Genomic DNA, 16937 nt, shown 5'->3' on the forward strand with positions numbered 1-16937 from the left:
TCACTGCCGGAACGGGAAATTGAAAGCGGTCAACAAGGCCCTCGCCTCGTCGTCGGTCTTGGCCGTGGTGCAGACAGTGATGTCCATACCGCGGGCCTCGGTGACCTTGTCGAAGTCGATCTCGGGGAAAATGATGTGTTCCTTGATGCCGAGCGAATAGTTGCCGCGGCCGTCGAAGCTCTTCGGGTTCAGGCCGCGGAAGTCGCGGACGCGCGGCAGCGCGACCGTCACCAGGCGATCGATGAACTCGTACATGCGGGCCTTGCGCAGCGTGACCTTGCAGCCGATCGGCTGGTTCTCACGCAGCTTGAAGGTCGCGATCGCGATGCGCGAATAGGTCACGATCGCCTTCTGGCCGGCGATCTGGGTCAGTTCGGCAGCGGCGTTCTCGGCCTTCTTACGGTCGTTGACGGAGTCGCCAACGCCCATGTTCAGCACGACTTTGTCCAGCCGCGGAACCTGCATCACGTTCTCATAACCGAACTTCTCGGTCATCTCCGTCCGGATCTTCGCGTCATATTCCGCGCGCAAGCGCGGCGTGTAAGCGGTCTCAGCCATCGATCTCAGCTCCCGAGCTCTTGGCGATGCGAACTTTCTTGCCGTCCGCCAGAATCTTGAATCCGACGCGCGTCGGCTTTCCGTCCTTGCCGACATAGGCGACGTTGGACAATTGGATCGGCGCCTCTTTCGAGATGATGCCGCCCTCCTGGGCCTGCGTCTGCTTCTGGTGACGCTTGACCATGTTGATGCCGCGCACGAGTGCCGTGCCGGCGTCCGGGCGCACCTCGAACACCTCGCCGGTGCGGCCCTTGTCGCGGCCGGTCAGCACGATGACCTTGTCGCCCTTGCGGATCTTCGCAGCCATCACAGCACCTCCGGCGCGAGAGAGATGATCTTCATGTGGTTCTTGGCGCGCAGCTCGCGCGGCACGGGCCCGAAGATGCGGGTACCGACCGGCTCTGCCTGGTTGTTGATCAGGACGGCGGCGTTGCGGTCGAAACGGATGACCGAACCGTCGGCGCGACGGATGTCCTTGCGGACACGCACCACGACGGCCTTCATCACGTCGCCCTTCTTCACCTTGCCACGCGGAATCGCTTCCTTGATCGAGACGACGATGATGTCGCCGATCGTGGCGTAGCGGCGCTTGGAGCCCCCGAGCACCTTGATACACATGACACGGCGTGCGCCAGAATTATCGGCCACGTCGAGGTTGGTCTGCATCTGAATCATTGATGCACCTCGTCCTCTTCTATTTGCGCCAGCCTAGCCGGCGCTCAACATTTTCCCGAAGTCAGTCGGCCAGGGCCAACAGATCAGGCGCTTTTCTTGTGTTCGCCCCGGATCACGACCCAGCGCTTCAACTTCGAAATCGGCTTCGATTCCTCGATCCACACCATATCGCCCGGCTTGAACTCGTTGCTCTCGTCGTGCGCGTGGTAGTTCTTCGAGCGACGGATCGTCTTCTTGTAGATCGGGTGCGTGAAGCGGCGATCGACGCGCACAACGACCGTCTTGGCTGTCTTGTCGCTGACGACCACGCCCTGCAAAGTACGTTTCGGCATCTTCGTAAGCCTCTTACTTCTTCTTCGCGCGCTGCTGCGCGGCGATGGTCTTGATCCGGGCGATGTCGCGGCGAGCCTCGCGCAGGCGCGAGGTATTCTCGAGCTGCCCGGTGGCGCGCTGGAAGCGCAGGTTGAAGCGCTCCTTCTTCAGGTTCAGGATGGCGTCATCCTGCTGGTCGGGGCTCAACGCGCGGATGTCTTCGATCTTCATCTGGGCCATGGCCATTACTCCGCAATGCGCTCGACGAAGCGCGTCTTGATCGGCAGCTTGGCGGCCGCCAGGGTCAGCGCTTCACGCGCCGTCTGGGTGTTGACGCCGTCGATCTCGAACAGCACCCGGCCCGGCTTGACGCGCGCGACCCACAGCTCCGGCGAGCCCTTGCCGGAGCCCATGCGGACTTCGGCAGGCTTCTTCGACACGGGAACGTCGGGGAACACGCGGATCCAGACGCGGCCGGCACGCTTCATGTGGCGGGTCAGCGCGCGGCGGGCGGCCTCGATCTGGCGCGCGGTGACGCGCTCAGGCTCGGTCGCCTTCAGGCCGAACTGGCCGAACGCCAACGTCGCGCCCGAAGTCGCCACGCCGTGGATACGGCCCTTATGCGCCTTCCGGAACTTCGTTTTCTTAGGTTGCATCATGGCTTCAAGCCCTCAAATTCTCTGTGCTGGCGTCAGGCCGCAGCGGTGTCACGGCGCTGCCGGCCGCCACCACCGCCGCCGGTGTCACCTTCGGCCATTCTCTTGTCCTGGGCCATCGGATCGTGCTCGAGGATCTCGCCCTTGAAGATCCAGACCTTGACGCCGCAGGTGCCGAAAGTCGTGAACGCGGTCGCAACGCCGTAATCGATGTCCGCGCGCAGCGTGTGCAGCGGCACGCGACCTTCGCGGTACCACTCCATGCGCGCGATTTCCGCACCGCCCAGACGACCCGAGCAGTTGATGCGGATGCCTTCGGCGCCCAGACGCATCGCCGACTGCACGGCGCGCTTCATGGCACGGCGGAACGCCACGCGGCGCTCGAGCTGCTGCGCGATCGACTCGGCCACCAGCGTCGCGTCGAGCTCCGGCTTGCGGATCTCGACGATGTTGATGACGACGTCGGACGAGGTGATGTCCGACACCTTCTTGCGCAGCTTGTCGATGTCCGCGCCCTTCTTGCCGATCACCACGCCCGGACGGGCCGAGTGGATGGTGACGCGGCACTTCTTGTGCGGACGCTCGATCACGATACGGGCGACGGCCGCCTGCTTGAGCTCCTTGTGCAGGATCTCGCGGATCTTGACGTCCTCGTGCAGAAGCTTGCCGTATTCCTGCTTGCCGGCGAACCAGCGGGAATCCCAAGTCCGGTTGATGCCCAGACGCAGACCGATCGGATTGATCTTTTGACCCATCGTTTGCTCCTGCGTCCCTTAAGCCGCTGCTTCGGCTTCGACCTGACGAACAATGATCGTCAGCTGCGAAAATGGTTTGTAGACACGGCCCGAACGGCCACGGCCGCGCGGCGCAAATCGCTTCATCACAAGGCCGTTGCCGACGAAAGCCTGGGTCACGACGAGATCGTCGACGTCCAGGTCGTGGTTGTTCTCGGCGTTGGCGATCGCCGATTCCAGGCACTTCTTGACGTCGGCCGCGATCCGCTTGCGCGAGAACTGCAGGTCGGCGAGCGCGGCAGATGCCTTCCGGCCGCGAATGAGCTGGGCGACCAGATTGAGCTTCTGCGGGCTCACCCGCAACATCCGGGCGACCGCCTTGGCCTCGTTGTCGGCGAGGCTCCGTTCGCGCTTAGGTTTGCTCATCGTATAATCCTCAAGCCTTCTTGGCTTTCTTGTCGCCGGAGTGGCCATGGAAGGTCCGGGTCGGCGAGAACTCGCCGAACTTGTGACCGACCATTTCCTCGTTGACCGCCACCGGCACGTGCTTCTGACCGTTGTAGACGCCGAAGGTCAGGCCGACGAACTGCGGCAGGATGGTCGAGCGACGGCTCCAGATCTTGATGACATCGTGACGGCCGGACGCGCGCGCGGCATCTGCTTTCTTGAGCAGAGAGCCTTCGACGAACGGGCCTTTCCAGACTGAACGAACCATGTCCGGCGTTCCTTACTTCTTCCGCTTGTGGCGGCTTAGGAGAATGAATTTGTTGGTCGACTTGTTGGTGCGGGTCTTCTTGCCCTTGGTCGGCTTGCCCCACGGGGTGACCGGGTGGCGACCGCCCGAGGTACGACCTTCACCACCGCCGTGCGGATGGTCGATCGGGTTCATCGAGACGCCGCGGTTGTGCGGGCGACGGCCCAACCAACGCGTGCGGCCAGCCTTACCAATCGAGGTGTTCATGTGATCCGGGTTCGACACCGCGCCGATCGTGCCGCGGCAACGGCCGTGCACCAGGCGCTGCTCACCCGAGTTCAGGCGGATGATCACGTAGTCATGGTCGCGACCGACGAGCTGGGCGTAAGTCCCCGCCGAACGGGCGAGCTGACCGCCCTTGCCGATCTTGGTCTCGATGTTGTGGATGATCGTGCCGACCGGCATGTTGCCGAGCGGCATGACATTGCCCGGCTTCACGTCGACGTAGTTGCCGGCGATGATGGTGTCACCCACCGCCAGGCGCTGCGGCGCCAGGATGTAGGCCTGCTCGCCGTCCTCGTACTTGATCAGCGCGATGAAGCCGGTGCGGTTCGGATCGTATTCCAGCCGCTCGACGGTCGCGGGAACGTCGACCTTCTCACGCTTGAAGTCGACGGTGCGCAGCGTCCGCTTGTGACCGCCACCGCGAAAGCGCACGGTGATGCGGCCGGTGTTGTTGCGACCGCCCGAGGAGTGCTTGCCTTCGGTGAGCGCCTTGACCGGCTTGCCCTTGTAGAGCGCCGAACGATCGACCATGACCAGCTGGCGCTGGCCAGGCGTCGTGGGATTGAATGTCTTCAGTGCCATCGTCGTAGGACCTTACAGACCGGTGGTCACGTCGATCCGATGACCCTCTTCGAGGGTCACGATCGCGCGCTTGGTGTTCGACTGCGAGCCGAGATTGCCGCGGAAGATCTTGGTCTTGCCCTTGCGGACCAGCGTGTTGACGCTCTTGACCTTGACGTCAAACAGCTTCTCGATCGCTTCCTTGATCTGCGGCTTGGTCGCCTTCGAGGCCACCTTGAACATGACCTTGTTGTGCTCGGACGCCAGCGTCGCCTTTTCGGTGACGACGGGAGCTACGATCACGTCGTAGTGGCGAGGCTCGATGTTCTTCGTCATTTGAAGCGCGCCTCCAGCGCATCGATGGCGGCCTTGGTCAGAACGAGCTTCTGACGGCGCAGGATGTCATAGACGTTGATGCCCTGGATCGGCAGCACGTCCATGTTCGGGATGTTGCGGGCCGCGGCAGCAAAGCCGTTGTTGAGCTCCGCGCCGTCGATGATCAGCGCGTTGGTGAGCCCGAGGCCGGAGAAGTGACCGAGCAGCGCCTTGGTCTTGGCGGCTTCCAGCGCGGCCTTGTCGATCACCAGGAGATCGCCGTCCTTGGCCTTGGCCGACAGCGCGTGCTTGAGAGCAAGCGCGCGGACCTTCTTCGGCAGGTCGGTGGCGTGCGAACGCACCACCGGACCGAAGGCACGGCCACCGCCCCGGAACTGCGGCACGCGGGCCGAGCCGTGACGAGCACCGCCGGTGCCCTTCTGCTTGTACATCTTCTTGCCGGTGCGCCAGATCTCGGCGCGGCCCTTGGCCTTGTGGGTACCGGCCTGGCGCTTGTTGAGCTGCCACTGCACGCAACGCGCAATGATGTCCTGGCGCGGCTCAAGGCCGAAAATGGCGTCGGAAAGCTGGACCGAGCCGGCTTCCTTGCCCTCGAGGGTCGTGACCTTCAGTTCCATCTCACGCACCCTCCTGCTGGGCCGCAGCCTCGGCTTCGCCACCCGCAACCTTGAACTTGCCGGGCTTCGGAGCTTCCTTCGGCAGCGGCTTCTTGACGGCGTCGCGCACGCGGATCCAGCCGCCCTTGGAGCCGGGAACGGCGCCTTCGACGAGGATCAGGCCGCGCTCGACATCGGTCTGGACGACGCGAAGGTTGAGCGTGGTGATGCGATCGACACCCATGTGGCCGGGCATCTTCTTGTTCTTCCAGGTCTTGCCGGGATCCTGACGGCCACCGGTCGAACCGATCGAACGGTGCGAGACCGACACGCCGTGGGTGGCGCGCAGACCGCCGAAGTTCCAGCGCTTCATGCCGCCGGCAAAGCCCTTACCGACCGAGGTGCCGGTGACGTCGACGAACTGGCCGACGACGAAGTGATCCGCGAGGATCTCGGCGCCGACGGGGATCATGGCATCCGCAGAGACGCGGAACTCCTCGACCTGCCGCTTCGGCTCGACCTTGGCGACCGCGAACTGGCCCCGCTCAGCCTTGGGCATGTAGACGGTCTTGCGGCTGCCAGAACCAAGCTGGAGCGCGACGTAACCGTTCTTCTCTTCGGTGCGGTGGCCTACGACCTGGCAATTGCCGAGCTTCAGCACGGTCACGGGGATATGTTCGCCGGCCTCTGTAAAGACCCGCGTCATCCCGACCTTTTGTGCGATCACTCCGGAGCGCATCGGCGTGCTTCCTGTTCTTTCTGTCCGCAAGTCGCGAACGTGATCCAAAAATCTTAGAGCTTGATCTCGACGTCGACACCGGCGGCCAGATCGAGCTTCATCAAAGCATCGACGGTCTGCGGGGTCGGATCGACGATGTCGAGCAGGCGCTTGTGAGTGCGCATCTCGAACTGCTCGCGGCTCTTCTTGTCGACGTGAGGCGAACGGTTGACGGTGAACTTCTCGATGCGGGTGGGCAGCGGAATGGGTCCGCGAACCTGCGCGCCGGTGCGTTTCGCCGTGTTCACGATCTCGCGGGTCGACGTATCGAGAATACGATGGTCGAACGCCTTGAGACGGATACGAATATTTTGGCCGTTCATTGCCGTGTCTTTCTTAGTGAGTGGCGAGTAGCGAATAGCGAATAGATTTCATCCACTCGCCACTCGCCATTCCCTATTCGCTTGATTACTCGATGATCGAGGCGACGACGCCGGCGCCGACGGTACGGCCGCCTTCGCGGATCGCGAAGCGGAGCTTCTCTTCCATCGCGATCGGCACGATCAGGTGCACTTCCATCGCGATGTTGTCGCCCGGCATCACCATCTCGGTGCCTTCCGGCAGATGCACGACACCAGTCACGTCGGTGGTGCGGAAGTAGAACTGCGGACGGTAGTTGGTGAAGAACGGGGTGTGACGACCGCCCTCTTCCTTGGTGAGGATGTAGGCCTCGGCCTTGAACTTGGTGTGCGGCTTGACCGAACCCGGCTTCGCCAGCACCTGGCCGCGCTCGACGTCCTCACGCTTGGTACCGCGGAGCAGTGCGCCGATGTTGTCGCCCGCCTGGCCCTGGTCGAGCAGCTTGCGGAACATTTCGACGCCGGTGACCGTGGTCTTCTGGGTCGCACGCAGACCGACGATCTCGATTTCCTCGCCGACCTTGACGATGCCGCGCTCGACGCGGCCGGTCACGACGGTGCCGCGGCCCGAGATCGAGAACACGTCTTCAACCGGCATCAGGAACGGCTGGTCGATCGGACGCTCCGGCTGCGGGATGTACTCGTCGACGTTCTTCATCAGCTCAAGGATGGCGTCGTGGCCGAGCTTCTTGTCGGAATCTTCGAGAGCGGCGAGCGCCGAGCCCTTGATGATCGGGATCTTGTCGCCCGGGAATTCGTACTTCGAGAGCAGCTCGCGGACTTCGAGCTCGACGAGCTCGAGCAGCTCCGGATCGTCGACCATGTCGCACTTGTTGAGGAACACGACGAGCGCGGGAACGCCGACCTGGCGGGCGAGCAGGATGTGCTCACGGGTCTGCGGCATCGGGCCGTCAGCCGCCGACACGACCAGGATCGCGCCGTCCATCTGGGCGGCGCCGGTGATCATGTTCTTCACGTAGTCGGCGTGGCCGGGGCAGTCGACGTGGGCGTAGTGGCGGTTCTTGGTCTCGTACTCGACGTGCGCCGTCGAGATCGTGATACCGCGCGCCTTCTCTTCCGGCGCCTTGTCGATCTGGTCGTACGCCGTGAACGTCGCACCGCCGGTCTCGGCGAGGATCTTGGTGATCGCCGCGGTCAGCGACGTCTTGCCATGGTCGACGTGACCGATGGTGCCGATGTTGCAGTGCGGTTTGTTACGTTCAAACTTTGCTTTGGCCATTTGACTCTCCGTTCAATCGTCAGTTCGAGACCGACGACAATCAGGCAAACTTCTTCTGGACTTCTGCCGACACGTTCGCCGGCGCTTCTGCGTAGTGGTCGAATTGCATGGTAAAGGTTGCGCGACCCTGGCTCATCGAGCGCAAGTTATTCACGTAACCGAACATGTTCATGAGCGGCACCATCGCGTTGATGACGTTGGCGTTGCCGCGCATGTCTTGACCCTGGATCTGACCGCGCCGGGAATTCAGGTCGCCGATGACCGAGCCGGTGTAGTCTTCCGGGGTCACCACTTCGACCTTCATGATCGGCTCGAGCAGGACGGACTTGCCCTTCTGCAAGGCTTCGCGGAATGCAGCACGCGAAGCGATTTCGAAGGCGAGCGCCGACGAGTCGACGTCGTGATATTTGCCGTCGACGAGCTGCACCTTGACGTCGACCACGGGGAAGCCCGCGACGACACCGGAGCCCATCACGCTGTTGAGACCCTTTTCGACGCCGGGGATGTATTCCTTCGGCACCGCGCCGCCGACGATCTTGGACTCGAACTCATAGCCCTTGCCGGGCTCGTTCGGCTCCACAATGATCGTCACTTCCGCGAACTGACCGGTACCGCCGGTCTGCTTCTTGTGGGTGTACTTGACTTCGGCCTTCTTGGTCACGCGCTCGCGGAACGCCACCTGCGGCGCACCGATGTTCGCATCGACCTTGTAGGTGCGCCTGAGGATGTCGACCTTGATGTCGAGGTGGAGTTCGCCCATGCCCTTGAGGATGGTCTGGCCGGACTCCTGGTCGGTCGACACGCGGAAGGACGGATCCTCCGCGGCGAGCTTCGCCAGCGCCACGCCCAGCTTCTCCTGGTCGGCCTTCGACTTCGGCTCGATCGCGATCTCGATGACCGGCTCGGGGAATTCCATCTTTTCGAGGATCACCTGCTTGTCGGGATCGCACAGCGTGTCACCGGTGCGCGCTTCCTTCAGGCCGGCCAGCGCGACGATGTCGCCGGCATAGGCTTCCTTGATGTCTTCGCGGTTGTTCGCATGCATCAGCAGCATGCGCCCGATGCGCTCCTTCTTCTCGCGCGTCGAGTTCACGACGCCGGTGCCGCTCTGCAGGACACCCGAATAGATGCGGCAGAAGGTGATGGTGCCGACGAACGGATCGTCCATGATCTTGAACGCGAGCAGCGCAAGCGGCTCCTTGTCGTCGGCCTTGCGCACGACCTCGTTGCCGCGGTCATCGGTGCCCTTGATCGCGGGCACGTCGATCGGCGAAGGCAGATAGTCGACGACGGCGTCGAGCAGCGGCTGCACACCCTTGTTCTTGAAGGCCGAGCCGCACAGCACGGGATAGAACGCACCGGTCAGCACCGCCTTGCGGATCAGGCGCTTAAGCGTCGCTTCGTCCGGCTCGTTGCCGTCGAGGAAAGCGGCGAGCGCATCGTCGTCGAGCTCGACGGCGGCTTCCACCATCTTCTCGCGGTATTCCTTGGCCTGATCGACGAGATCTTCCGGGATGTCGACATAGTCGAACTTCGCGCCGAGCGATTCATCGTTCCAGACGATGCCCTTCATCTTCACGAGGTCGACGAGACCCTTGAAGTTGTTCTCGGCGCCGATCGGAAGCTGGATCGCGATCGGCTTGGCACCGAGGCGGTCGACTATGTCGGCCAGGCACTTGAAGAAATCGGCGCCGGTCTTGTCCATCTTGTTGGCGAAGACGATGCGCGGAACCTTGTACTTGTCGCCCTGGCGCCAGACCGTCTCGGTCTGCGGCTCGACGCCCTGGTTGCTATCGAGCACGCAGACGGCGCCGTCGAGCACGCGCAGCGAACGCTCGACTTCGATGGTGAAGTCGACGTGGCCGGGAGTGTCGATGATGTTCAGGCGCTTGCCGGCCCAGAACGCAGTGGTCGCAGCCGAGGTGATCGTGATGCCACGCTCCTGCTCCTGCTCCATCCAGTCCATCGTCGCGGCACCTTCGTGCACTTCGCCGATCTTGTGGCTCTTGCCGGTGTAATAGAGGATGCGCTCGGTCGTCGTGGTCTTGCCGGCGTCGATATGCGCCATGATACCGAAGTTGCGGTAGTCCTCGATGGCATGTTGGCGGGGCATGGGCGTTCCTTGCGAGTCCGTTGGCTTCGCTGTTACCAGCGATAATGCGAGAAGGCGCGGTTGGCTTCCGCCATGCGGTGCACGTCTTCACGCTTCTTGACGGCGTTACCCCGGTTGTTCGACGCGTCCAGGAGCTCCGCAGAGAGCCGCTCGGTCATCGTCTTCTCGTTGCGCTCGCGCGCAGCCGAGATCAGCCAGCGAATGCCCAGCGCCTGACGACGCACGGAGCGAACTTCGACCGGAACCTGGTAGGTCGCGCCACCGACGCGGCGGGAGCGCACCTCGATCGTCGGCATGACGTTCTCGAGTGCCTGCTCGAACACGCCGAGCGGGTTCTGCTTGGTCTTGGATTCGATGAGGCCGAGCGCACCGTACACGATGCCTTCGGCAACCGACTTCTTGCCGGCATACATCACCGAGTTCATGAACTTCGTGATGATGATGTTCCCGAACTTCGGATCGGGAAGGACTTCGCGCTTTTCCGCTGAGTGGCGACGAGACATGGAGGTGGTTCCCGCTTACTTCGGACGCTTGGCGCCGTACTTCGAACGGCGCTGCTTACGGTTCTTGACGCCCTGGGTATCCAGAACGCCGCGGAGGATGTGGTAGCGCACGCCCGGCAAATCCTTGACGCGACCGCCGCGGATCATGACCACCGAGTGCTCCTGGAGGTTATGGCCCTCGCCGGGGATGTAACCGATCACCTCGAAGCCGTTGGTCAGGCGCACCTTGGCGACCTTACGAAGCGCCGAGTTCGGCTTCTTCGGCGTCGTGGTGTAGACGCGCGTGCAAACGCCGCGCTTTTGCGGCGACTGCTGCAGCGCCGGCACCTTCTTGCGCGACTTCTGCACTTCCCGCGGTTGTGCGATCAGCTGGTTGATCGTCGGCATCCTGGCCTTCACCCTTTTTCTGCCGCGGCCCGTCGCCGGGTCCGCAAATTCGTTCCGGACTACCCGTCCGAGGGGCCGCCCTGCACGGAGCAATCCGCACAAAGCGAAATTGCGCCTACCGCCCCATCACCGGGCGGAAAGCGTTTCGACGCACAGAGGACCGCAGCCTTTGGACCGATCGGCGAAAACGCCGCAGTCCGCGTACCGAGGTCATGCATCCGAGTTCGATCTCAAGAGAAAGTGCTCAAGAGAACTAAAATCGCCTGGCATTGCCTAGCTATGAGCGACAGCGTTTGAGCGGCATTCGTCGAGGTTGGTGCCCGTCCTGCGATCCCTAGAGGATCAAACGGGTGGCCCGTTCCGACGCTGGCGATGCTCACCGCCTGTCGTTAAGTGAGGCGCTTTCTATAAGTGGGAGTCGATCAAGTCAAGGCGAAACGACGCGCACAAAGCGCTTCCCGCGCCTGGAGAAAATCGCCGCTTGGGCGCCTCTCCGTGTCTTCCGGATATGGGAACGAAGCGCCTGCTCCGCCAACGGCTGAGCGATTTATACCCGGGAGAAATATACTTTTATAACCAACGCTAAGGCTTTTTTTCCTGCTGATGCGTCAAACTGCCCTTTTGGGCAGAGTTTAGCGCCATGCGGTACACCGACATTGCCATCATCGGCGGGGGCCTTTCCGGCTCGACCGCCGCCGCGATGCTCGGCCGTTCCGGTATTTCGACCGTGCTAATCGACCCGCATGAGATCTATCCGGCCGATTTTCGCGTCGAAAAACTTAGCGGCCAGGTGCAGGTCGAGCGATTCTTGAAGACCGGGATCGGAGAATCGGTGCTGCGCCGCGCGACGTTTGCCGGCGAGAACTGGATCGCGCGATTCGGCCGCCTGCTCGACAAGGCACCGAGTCGGCAGTTCAACATCCTCTATGATTCGCTGGTCAACGCCGTACGTGACGAGATCCCCGAGACGGTCGAACGCGTCTGGGTCAAGGCGGTATCGGTCGAGACGAGTCCGGAGCGTCAGAAGGTCTTGCTCGGCAACGACGAGACGATCTCGGCCCGCCTCATCGTGCTCGCCAACGGCTTGAATGTCGGCCTGCGCCACCAACTCGGCATCCGACGCAAGATCATCAGCGCCTGCCATTCGATCTCGATCGGGTTCGACATCGTGCCTGCGGGACGGACGTCGTTCGATTTCCCGGCGCTGACCTATTTCTCGGAGCGGCCAAGCGACCGCATCCCCTACATCAGCCTGTTTCCAGTCGGCGCAAGGATGCGCGCCAACCTGTTCGTCTACCGCGCCTTCGACGATCCCTGGCTGCGCGAGCTGCGCCGGGCGCCGGCCGCGACGCTTGACGCCGCGCTGCCGCGGCTGAAGCGCATCACCGGCGACTTCGACATCTCCGGCGAAATGAAGATCCGCCCCGTCGATCTCTATGTGAACGAGGCCCGCGGCCAGCCCGGCCTCGTGCTGGTGGGCGACGCCTTTTCGACCTCCTGCCCCGTCGCCGGCAGCGGCTGTGACAAGGTCTTCACCGACGTCGAGCGGCTCTGCAACGTCCATATCCCGGAATGGCTGGCTTCCGACGGAATGGATGCGCACAAGATTGCCGCCTTCTACGACGATCCGGTCAAGCGGGCCTGCGATGAATGGTCGGCGGCGAAGGCGTTCGACTTCCGCTCAGTTTCGACAGCGACAAGCCTGTACTGGACGGCGCAGCGCTGGGCGCGCTTCATCGCCTGGTCGGCTCAGGGGCTGCTGCGGCCGCTTGGAGGAGCGTTGCATATCGAGCCGAACTTCCTCGGTCATTCCTCCTCGTCCTCGTCCTCGTCCTCATCATCCTCGATATCGTCGTCTTCATCGTCATCGTCGCTGTCGTCGTCGGCATGAGCGGCGGCGCCATGCGGCTGGTGCGTCTGGTCGTCCCACAGCTTGCGATAGGTGCCGTTCTTCGCCAACAGCTCGGCATGCGAGCCGCGCTCGATCGCCCTGCCCCCTGAAATCACGATGATCTCGTCCATCTCGACTACCGAGCTCAGGCGGTGGGTCGACCAGATCATGGTGCGGCCCTTGGCGACCTTCAGCAATGTTCGGTTGATCGCGGCCTCCGTGGTCTGGTCCAGCGCCGAGGTCGCCTCGTCCAGGAGCAGCACGGAGGGATTGCGGATGATCGCGCGCGCGATCGCGATGCGCTGGCGCTGGCCGCCCGACAGGGTCTCGCCGCGCTCGCCGACCGGCGTGTCGTATCGCTGCGGCAGACTCATGATGTAGCGGTGGATCTCGGCTTTCTTGGCGGCCTCCTCCACCTCTTCGTCGGTGGCGCCCTCCTTGCCGAGGCGGATGTTCTCGCGGATCGACATGTTGAACAGCATGTTCTCCTGGAACACGACCGCCATGCTCCGACGCAGCGAGTCCAGCGTCACCTTGCGGACATCGACGCCGTCGATGGTGACGCGCCCCTCGTCCGGCACGTAGAGCCGCAGGATCAGGTTGAGAAGCGTGCTCTTGCCGGAGCCGCTCGGACCGACGATGGCGATCCGCTTGCCGACATCGAGCTTGAGGCTGAGATTGTCCAGCACTGGAGTCTGGCTGCCTTCGTACTGGAACGTCACGCGGTCGAAGGTGATGTCGTGGGTGACGCGCGGCAAATCCGGCGCGCCGGCGCGATCGGCGCCGCGAGTCGGCTCGTCGAGCAGCTCCTGGATGTGACGGATCGCGGCGGCCGAGGAAATCGATATCGGAACGAAATGCATCACGTGGGCGATGTTGTAGGAGACCTCCCAGAACGCGCTCTCGAAGGTAACGAAGGTGCCGATGGTGATCTGGCCCTTGGTTGCGAGATAGGCGCCGATCGCGAGCACGACGAGGTGCAGCAGCAGCACCGAGATGGTGACCGTCCGCTCCACCATGGTCGACAGGAACGCGGCCGAGGCGATCTTCCTGCGCGTCTCGTCGTTGCGGAAGTTGAAGAAGCCGAACATCCTGCGTTGCAGGCTGAACGCCTTGATCACGGCCTGCGCCGCCACGTTCTCCTGCACCATCCCGAGGAGCGCGGACTCGTTGAGTTTCTGCTCGTAGTTCGCCTGCACCGCCTTCGGCGTGAGCATCCGCGGCCCGATCAACGTGATCGGAAACACCAGCAGTGCGACCACCGCGAGCTGCCAGTTCAAAAAGAACATCAGGACGATGCCGGCGATCAATTCCAGGAACGGCAGCGCCGCACTGTTGGCAAACGTCTTGACCGAGCCTTCGAAGGCCGAGAGGTCGACCGAGAAACGCGACAGGATCTCGCCGCGCTTGGTGCGGCCGAAATAGGCCGCCGGCAGGTCCTGAACGTGCTCGAACAGGCGCTTGCGCACGTCGGAAATGATGCAGGCAGCTAACCGCGCGTCCCAGCGCTCGTACCAGACCGCCACGATCGATGTGAAGATGCCGGCGGCCGCGAGCACGCCGAGGATCTTGTACAGGGCCTGGAAGTCTTCCTCACCCAGTGCGTCGTCGATCAGGTATTTCAGGCTGAGCGGCATGATGACGTTGAACAGCGTCTCGATAACGACGCCGAACCCCACGAATGCCAGCATTCGCTTGTAGTTCGTCAGGTACGGTTTGACGAAACCCAGGATGGTTGCAAGCGCGCCGGCGGCTTCGCGCGCGGTAAAGACGACGAGGTCTTCGTCCTCATCGTCGTCGTCGAGCTCCAGCTCGTCGTCCTCGCCCTCGCCGTCCTCGTCGTCCTCCAGCTCGGGCTTGTCTCCGGCCGCGAGCTTATCCTTGAGCTCGGCCGCCTCTTCCGCAGCGAGCTTCTGTTTATCGGGCGAAAGAGGCTTGGACGCCATGAAACCAACCGATGCTGACGGCCGGCATGACCGCAGAGAAAGCAGGGAAATAGCGCAGAGCCGCTATCGCACCGATTCTATGCGATCGGGATCAATTCGGCAAAGCAATTGGCGAATCCATCCGATCCTGCGGCTAGTCGTCGTCCTCGTCATCGACCTTGTCGAAGAAGGAATAACGCAGGCTGTCTGCGTCGGCATACCACTGGCCCGGGCCCTTGTTGGCGGCGAGCGTCGCCTCCCAGAGCGCATCGGTGCAGTCCTTGCGGTGCATCGACAGATCGAAGCCGTTGCCGAAGAAAAGTTCCGACCATTCCCACCAGGTGCCGAGCTTCTTGACCCCGCGCAAAAGGTCGTAGCGGTCGATCAGCGCAGGCGCCATGTCGGAGGTGATCGAGCCGAACACGAGTCCGGTCTTGACCACGCGGTTCAACTCCCGGATCGCGCGAACCACCTGTTTCGGGGAAACATGGCAGAGGCTGGTCTCGAACACGAAATCGAACGCATCGTCCTTGAACGGCATGTCGAGGATCGAGCCGAGCTTGTTGTATCTCTTGAGCGCTTTCGGCGTCTTGGCGTGGATAGCCCGGTTGTTTTCGATGCCCCAGGCGTCGATGCCGCGCTCCCGCAGCGCGCCAACCAGCTCGCCACTGGCCGAGCCCGCGACCAGCAGCTTGGCGCCCGTGGCCTTGCCCCAGACGATGCCAATGAGATTCATCAGGTAGTCGGGATCGGTGAATTCGCGCCATGCCTCGCTATAGGGGCCGAGGCCGCGATAGTTTTCGAAATAGTCGCGGTCGATCTTGTCGGAGATAGGCTCGTCGCCCTGCGAACGCGCGCGGCGCAGCCGCATCATCTCGCTCAGGATGATGTCAGTCGCCGCATCCGAGGAGTCGAGCAGGCCGTTCAGCGTGGAGTCGAACAGATAGTCGCCGACCAGCACGATGCCGGGGTGCTCCTTCGGCTCGGGCCGATGATTGGTCATGACGTCGCGCACGGGCAAACCGCCCGGAATCGCGTTCACCGACGACAGCCAGCGGTGGATCTTGCCTTCCATGAAATGCGCGCGCGCATCACCGAGCGAAGCCGGCAGCGATTTCAGCGCGGCATCGATCAGCTCCTGGTCCGACAGGTTAGCGAAGGCCAGCGCATCGGAGCCGGGAATGAGCCAGTTCAGAACGCCGTGCTTGCCGACGTCGTGGCGCGCGCCCTCGTTATAGATGCAGCAGCCGCCGAAGGCTTCCGACATGCACCAGGCGCCGGAAATCCTGTCACCCCAGAACGGCGTTTCGAACAGGATCGAGACGCGCAGATAGTGCGCGGGACGATCGAAATAGGACACGTGCTTGACCATCGACTTGCGGAGCTGCTCGCCCTCCCAGCCGACGGTCCCAAGCCACGAATGCGGCAGGCAGACCAGCACGAGGTCGAAGTCGCGCGTCTCCGGCCCCTTGCCGTTCATCATCTTAAGCTGATAGCGGCCGCTCGGCGCCTTGCCCACGGTGAGCACGCGGTGATCGAGCTGGATGTCGGCGTTGACCTCCGACTGGAGGCACTCGATGATCTGCTCATTGCCGTTCTGGATGGAATAGAGGCCGATATAGCCCTCGACATCCATCAGGTAATTCTTGAGCGCGTTGAGTCCGTTGGTGTTGTGGCTCTCGGTGGCGATGTCGGAACGTGCCATCACTTTGAAGAAGCGTTTTGCGGTCTCGTCCTCGACCTCCTCGTCGAGCACCTGCTCGGCGGTCTTGTAGGCCCAGGGGTTCTCGTTGTCGTGCGCGCCGACGCCTTCGTAGTATTCGATCGGCGACATCTGCTCGGCGCAGCGCTTGCGGAACGCCTCGATCGCAGCCGCGGTCTTGGCACCGTATTTGCGGCGCATGCCGGCCACGTCGTCGAGCAGCTCGCCACCGAACTGAACCTGTTCCGCGTCCATCGGAATCGTCTGCAAACCGAAATGCTGGATCAGCTCGCGCAGCGGGTCGGGTCCGGTCATCGAGTAGTCGTAGATCTCGGCGACGCCGGCCTCATACATGGCGGGCGCGGAATCGAATTTGCGCGTGACGATCTTGCCGCCGAGCCGGTCGGACGCCTCATAGATGGTGACGCGGCAGAGGTCGCCGAGTTTGCGCTTCAGGTACCATGCGCTCATCAGCCCGCCGGGGCCGCCGCCTACGATTGCAAGATCAAGCATGTAAGTTCCGTGGTCTCCGGCCCTGCCCCTGCCACGGGACCACCGGTCTAAGCTCCCTTAGCAGAAGCCCTTTCCAGCCTGAAGGAAAGATGAACAAAGATTGATCCTGCATCGCAACA

General features: G+C 62.8%; 21 protein-coding genes. 1 reads left to right on the forward strand and 20 read right to left on the reverse strand.

The features are described 5' to 3' along the window. The 18 genes from rplE to rpsL all read right to left on the reverse strand — a co-directional run bounded on the left by rplE (window position 1) and on the right by rpsL (window position 10787). Window positions 1-558, reverse strand: a complete 558-nt coding sequence (rplE, locus tag FXV83_RS03695) for a 50S ribosomal protein L5 (protein WP_148737844.1) — start codon at window positions 556-558, stop codon at window positions 1-3. After that, on the reverse strand, window positions 551-865 hold the full coding sequence (rplX, locus tag FXV83_RS03700) for a 50S ribosomal protein L24 (protein WP_148737845.1): 315 nt from the start codon (window positions 863-865) through the stop codon (window positions 551-553). Before rplX ends, rplE begins: the two co-directional genes overlap by 8 nt. Further along, window positions 865-1233: a 50S ribosomal protein L14 gene (rplN, locus tag FXV83_RS03705; protein ID WP_008549246.1), complete on the reverse strand. Its 369-nt coding sequence runs from the start codon at window positions 1231-1233 to the stop codon at window positions 865-867. Before rplN ends, rplX begins: the two co-directional genes overlap by 1 nt. Before the next feature lie 83 nt (window positions 1234-1316). Beyond that, on the reverse strand, window positions 1317-1565 hold the full coding sequence (rpsQ, locus tag FXV83_RS03710) for a 30S ribosomal protein S17 (protein WP_145660379.1): 249 nt from the start codon (window positions 1563-1565) through the stop codon (window positions 1317-1319). Between the two features lie 13 nt (window positions 1566-1578). Further along, entirely contained in the window at window positions 1579-1785 is a 207-nt protein-coding gene (gene rpmC / locus FXV83_RS03715; RefSeq protein ID WP_148737846.1) for a 50S ribosomal protein L29, read from the reverse strand. A 5-nt stretch (window positions 1786-1790) separates the two neighbouring features. Continuing rightward, entirely contained in the window at window positions 1791-2204 is a 414-nt protein-coding gene (gene rplP, locus FXV83_RS03720; RefSeq protein ID WP_027535296.1) for a 50S ribosomal protein L16, read from the reverse strand. A gap of 32 nt (window positions 2205-2236) precedes the next feature. Next, window positions 2237-2956, reverse strand: a complete 720-nt coding sequence (gene rpsC / locus FXV83_RS03725; protein WP_148737847.1) for a 30S ribosomal protein S3 — start codon at window positions 2954-2956, stop codon at window positions 2237-2239. Window positions 2957-2974: 18 nt separating this feature from the next. Further along, window positions 2975-3361: a 50S ribosomal protein L22 gene (rplV, locus tag FXV83_RS03730; RefSeq protein ID WP_148737848.1), complete on the reverse strand. Its 387-nt coding sequence runs from the start codon at window positions 3359-3361 to the stop codon at window positions 2975-2977. A gap of 10 nt (window positions 3362-3371) precedes the next feature. Then, the gene (gene rpsS / locus FXV83_RS03735; protein ID WP_008136357.1) at window positions 3372-3650 is read right to left on the reverse strand and encodes a 30S ribosomal protein S19; all 279 of its coding nucleotides are present in this window, start codon (window positions 3648-3650) and stop codon (window positions 3372-3374) included. A 12-nt stretch (window positions 3651-3662) separates the two neighbouring features. Beyond that, window positions 3663-4496 carry a 50S ribosomal protein L2 gene (gene rplB, locus FXV83_RS03740; RefSeq protein ID WP_148737849.1) on the reverse strand — a complete coding sequence of 278 codons (834 nt, stop codon included), beginning with the start codon at window positions 4494-4496 and terminating at the stop codon, window positions 3663-3665. A 12-nt stretch (window positions 4497-4508) separates the two neighbouring features. Beyond that, window positions 4509-4811 carry a 50S ribosomal protein L23 gene (locus tag FXV83_RS03745; RefSeq protein ID WP_148737850.1) on the reverse strand — a complete coding sequence of 101 codons (303 nt, stop codon included), beginning with the start codon at window positions 4809-4811 and terminating at the stop codon, window positions 4509-4511. Continuing rightward, window positions 4808-5428 carry a 50S ribosomal protein L4 gene (gene rplD / locus FXV83_RS03750; RefSeq protein ID WP_011088150.1) on the reverse strand — a complete coding sequence of 207 codons (621 nt, stop codon included), beginning with the start codon at window positions 5426-5428 and terminating at the stop codon, window positions 4808-4810. The genes FXV83_RS03745 and rplD overlap by 4 nt, the downstream gene beginning before the upstream one ends. A 1-nt stretch (window position 5429) precedes the next feature. Beyond that, window positions 5430-6146, reverse strand: coding sequence for a 50S ribosomal protein L3 (rplC, locus tag FXV83_RS03755; protein ID WP_092294142.1), 717 nt, complete (start codon window positions 6144-6146; stop codon window positions 5430-5432). Window positions 6147-6199: 53 nt separating this feature from the next. After that, the gene (gene rpsJ / locus FXV83_RS03760; RefSeq protein WP_002712302.1) at window positions 6200-6508 is read right to left on the reverse strand and encodes a 30S ribosomal protein S10; all 309 of its coding nucleotides are present in this window, start codon (window positions 6506-6508) and stop codon (window positions 6200-6202) included. An 85-nt stretch (window positions 6509-6593) separates the two neighbouring features. Then, entirely contained in the window at window positions 6594-7784 is a 1191-nt protein-coding gene (tuf, locus tag FXV83_RS03765) for an elongation factor Tu (protein WP_129268061.1), read from the reverse strand. A gap of 40 nt (window positions 7785-7824) precedes the next feature. Further along, window positions 7825-9897, reverse strand: a complete 2073-nt coding sequence (gene fusA / locus FXV83_RS03770; RefSeq protein WP_148737851.1) for an elongation factor G — start codon at window positions 9895-9897, stop codon at window positions 7825-7827. Between the two features lie 32 nt (window positions 9898-9929). Then, window positions 9930-10400 (reverse strand): 30S ribosomal protein S7, encoded by a 471-nt coding sequence (gene rpsG, locus FXV83_RS03775; RefSeq protein ID WP_148737852.1) that lies wholly within the window; start codon window positions 10398-10400, stop codon window positions 9930-9932. Window positions 10401-10415: 15 nt separating this feature from the next. Continuing rightward, entirely contained in the window at window positions 10416-10787 is a 372-nt protein-coding gene (gene rpsL, locus FXV83_RS03780) for a 30S ribosomal protein S12 (protein ID WP_007603006.1), read from the reverse strand. A gap of 640 nt (window positions 10788-11427) precedes the next feature. Here rpsL and FXV83_RS03785 point away from each other — a divergent pair. Next, on the forward strand, window positions 11428-12678 hold the full coding sequence (locus FXV83_RS03785; RefSeq protein ID WP_148737853.1) for an FAD-dependent monooxygenase: 1251 nt from the start codon (window positions 11428-11430) through the stop codon (window positions 12676-12678). On the opposite strand, the gene FXV83_RS03790 is transcribed toward FXV83_RS03785, so the two are convergent. Next, window positions 12594-14624, reverse strand: a complete 2031-nt coding sequence (locus tag FXV83_RS03790; RefSeq protein ID WP_148737854.1) for an ABC transporter ATP-binding protein — start codon at window positions 14622-14624, stop codon at window positions 12594-12596. The two genes, FXV83_RS03785 and FXV83_RS03790, sit on opposite strands and share 85 nt — an antisense overlap. Before the next feature lie 133 nt (window positions 14625-14757). Continuing rightward, on the reverse strand, window positions 14758-16818 hold the full coding sequence (locus FXV83_RS03795) for an FAD-dependent oxidoreductase (protein ID WP_148737855.1): 2061 nt from the start codon (window positions 16816-16818) through the stop codon (window positions 14758-14760). Window positions 16819-16937: the final 119 nt, after the last annotated feature.

Origin of the sequence: Bradyrhizobium hipponense (assembly GCF_008123965.1) — a bacterium.
Lineage (GTDB): Bacteria > Pseudomonadota > Alphaproteobacteria > Rhizobiales > Xanthobacteraceae > Bradyrhizobium > Bradyrhizobium hipponense.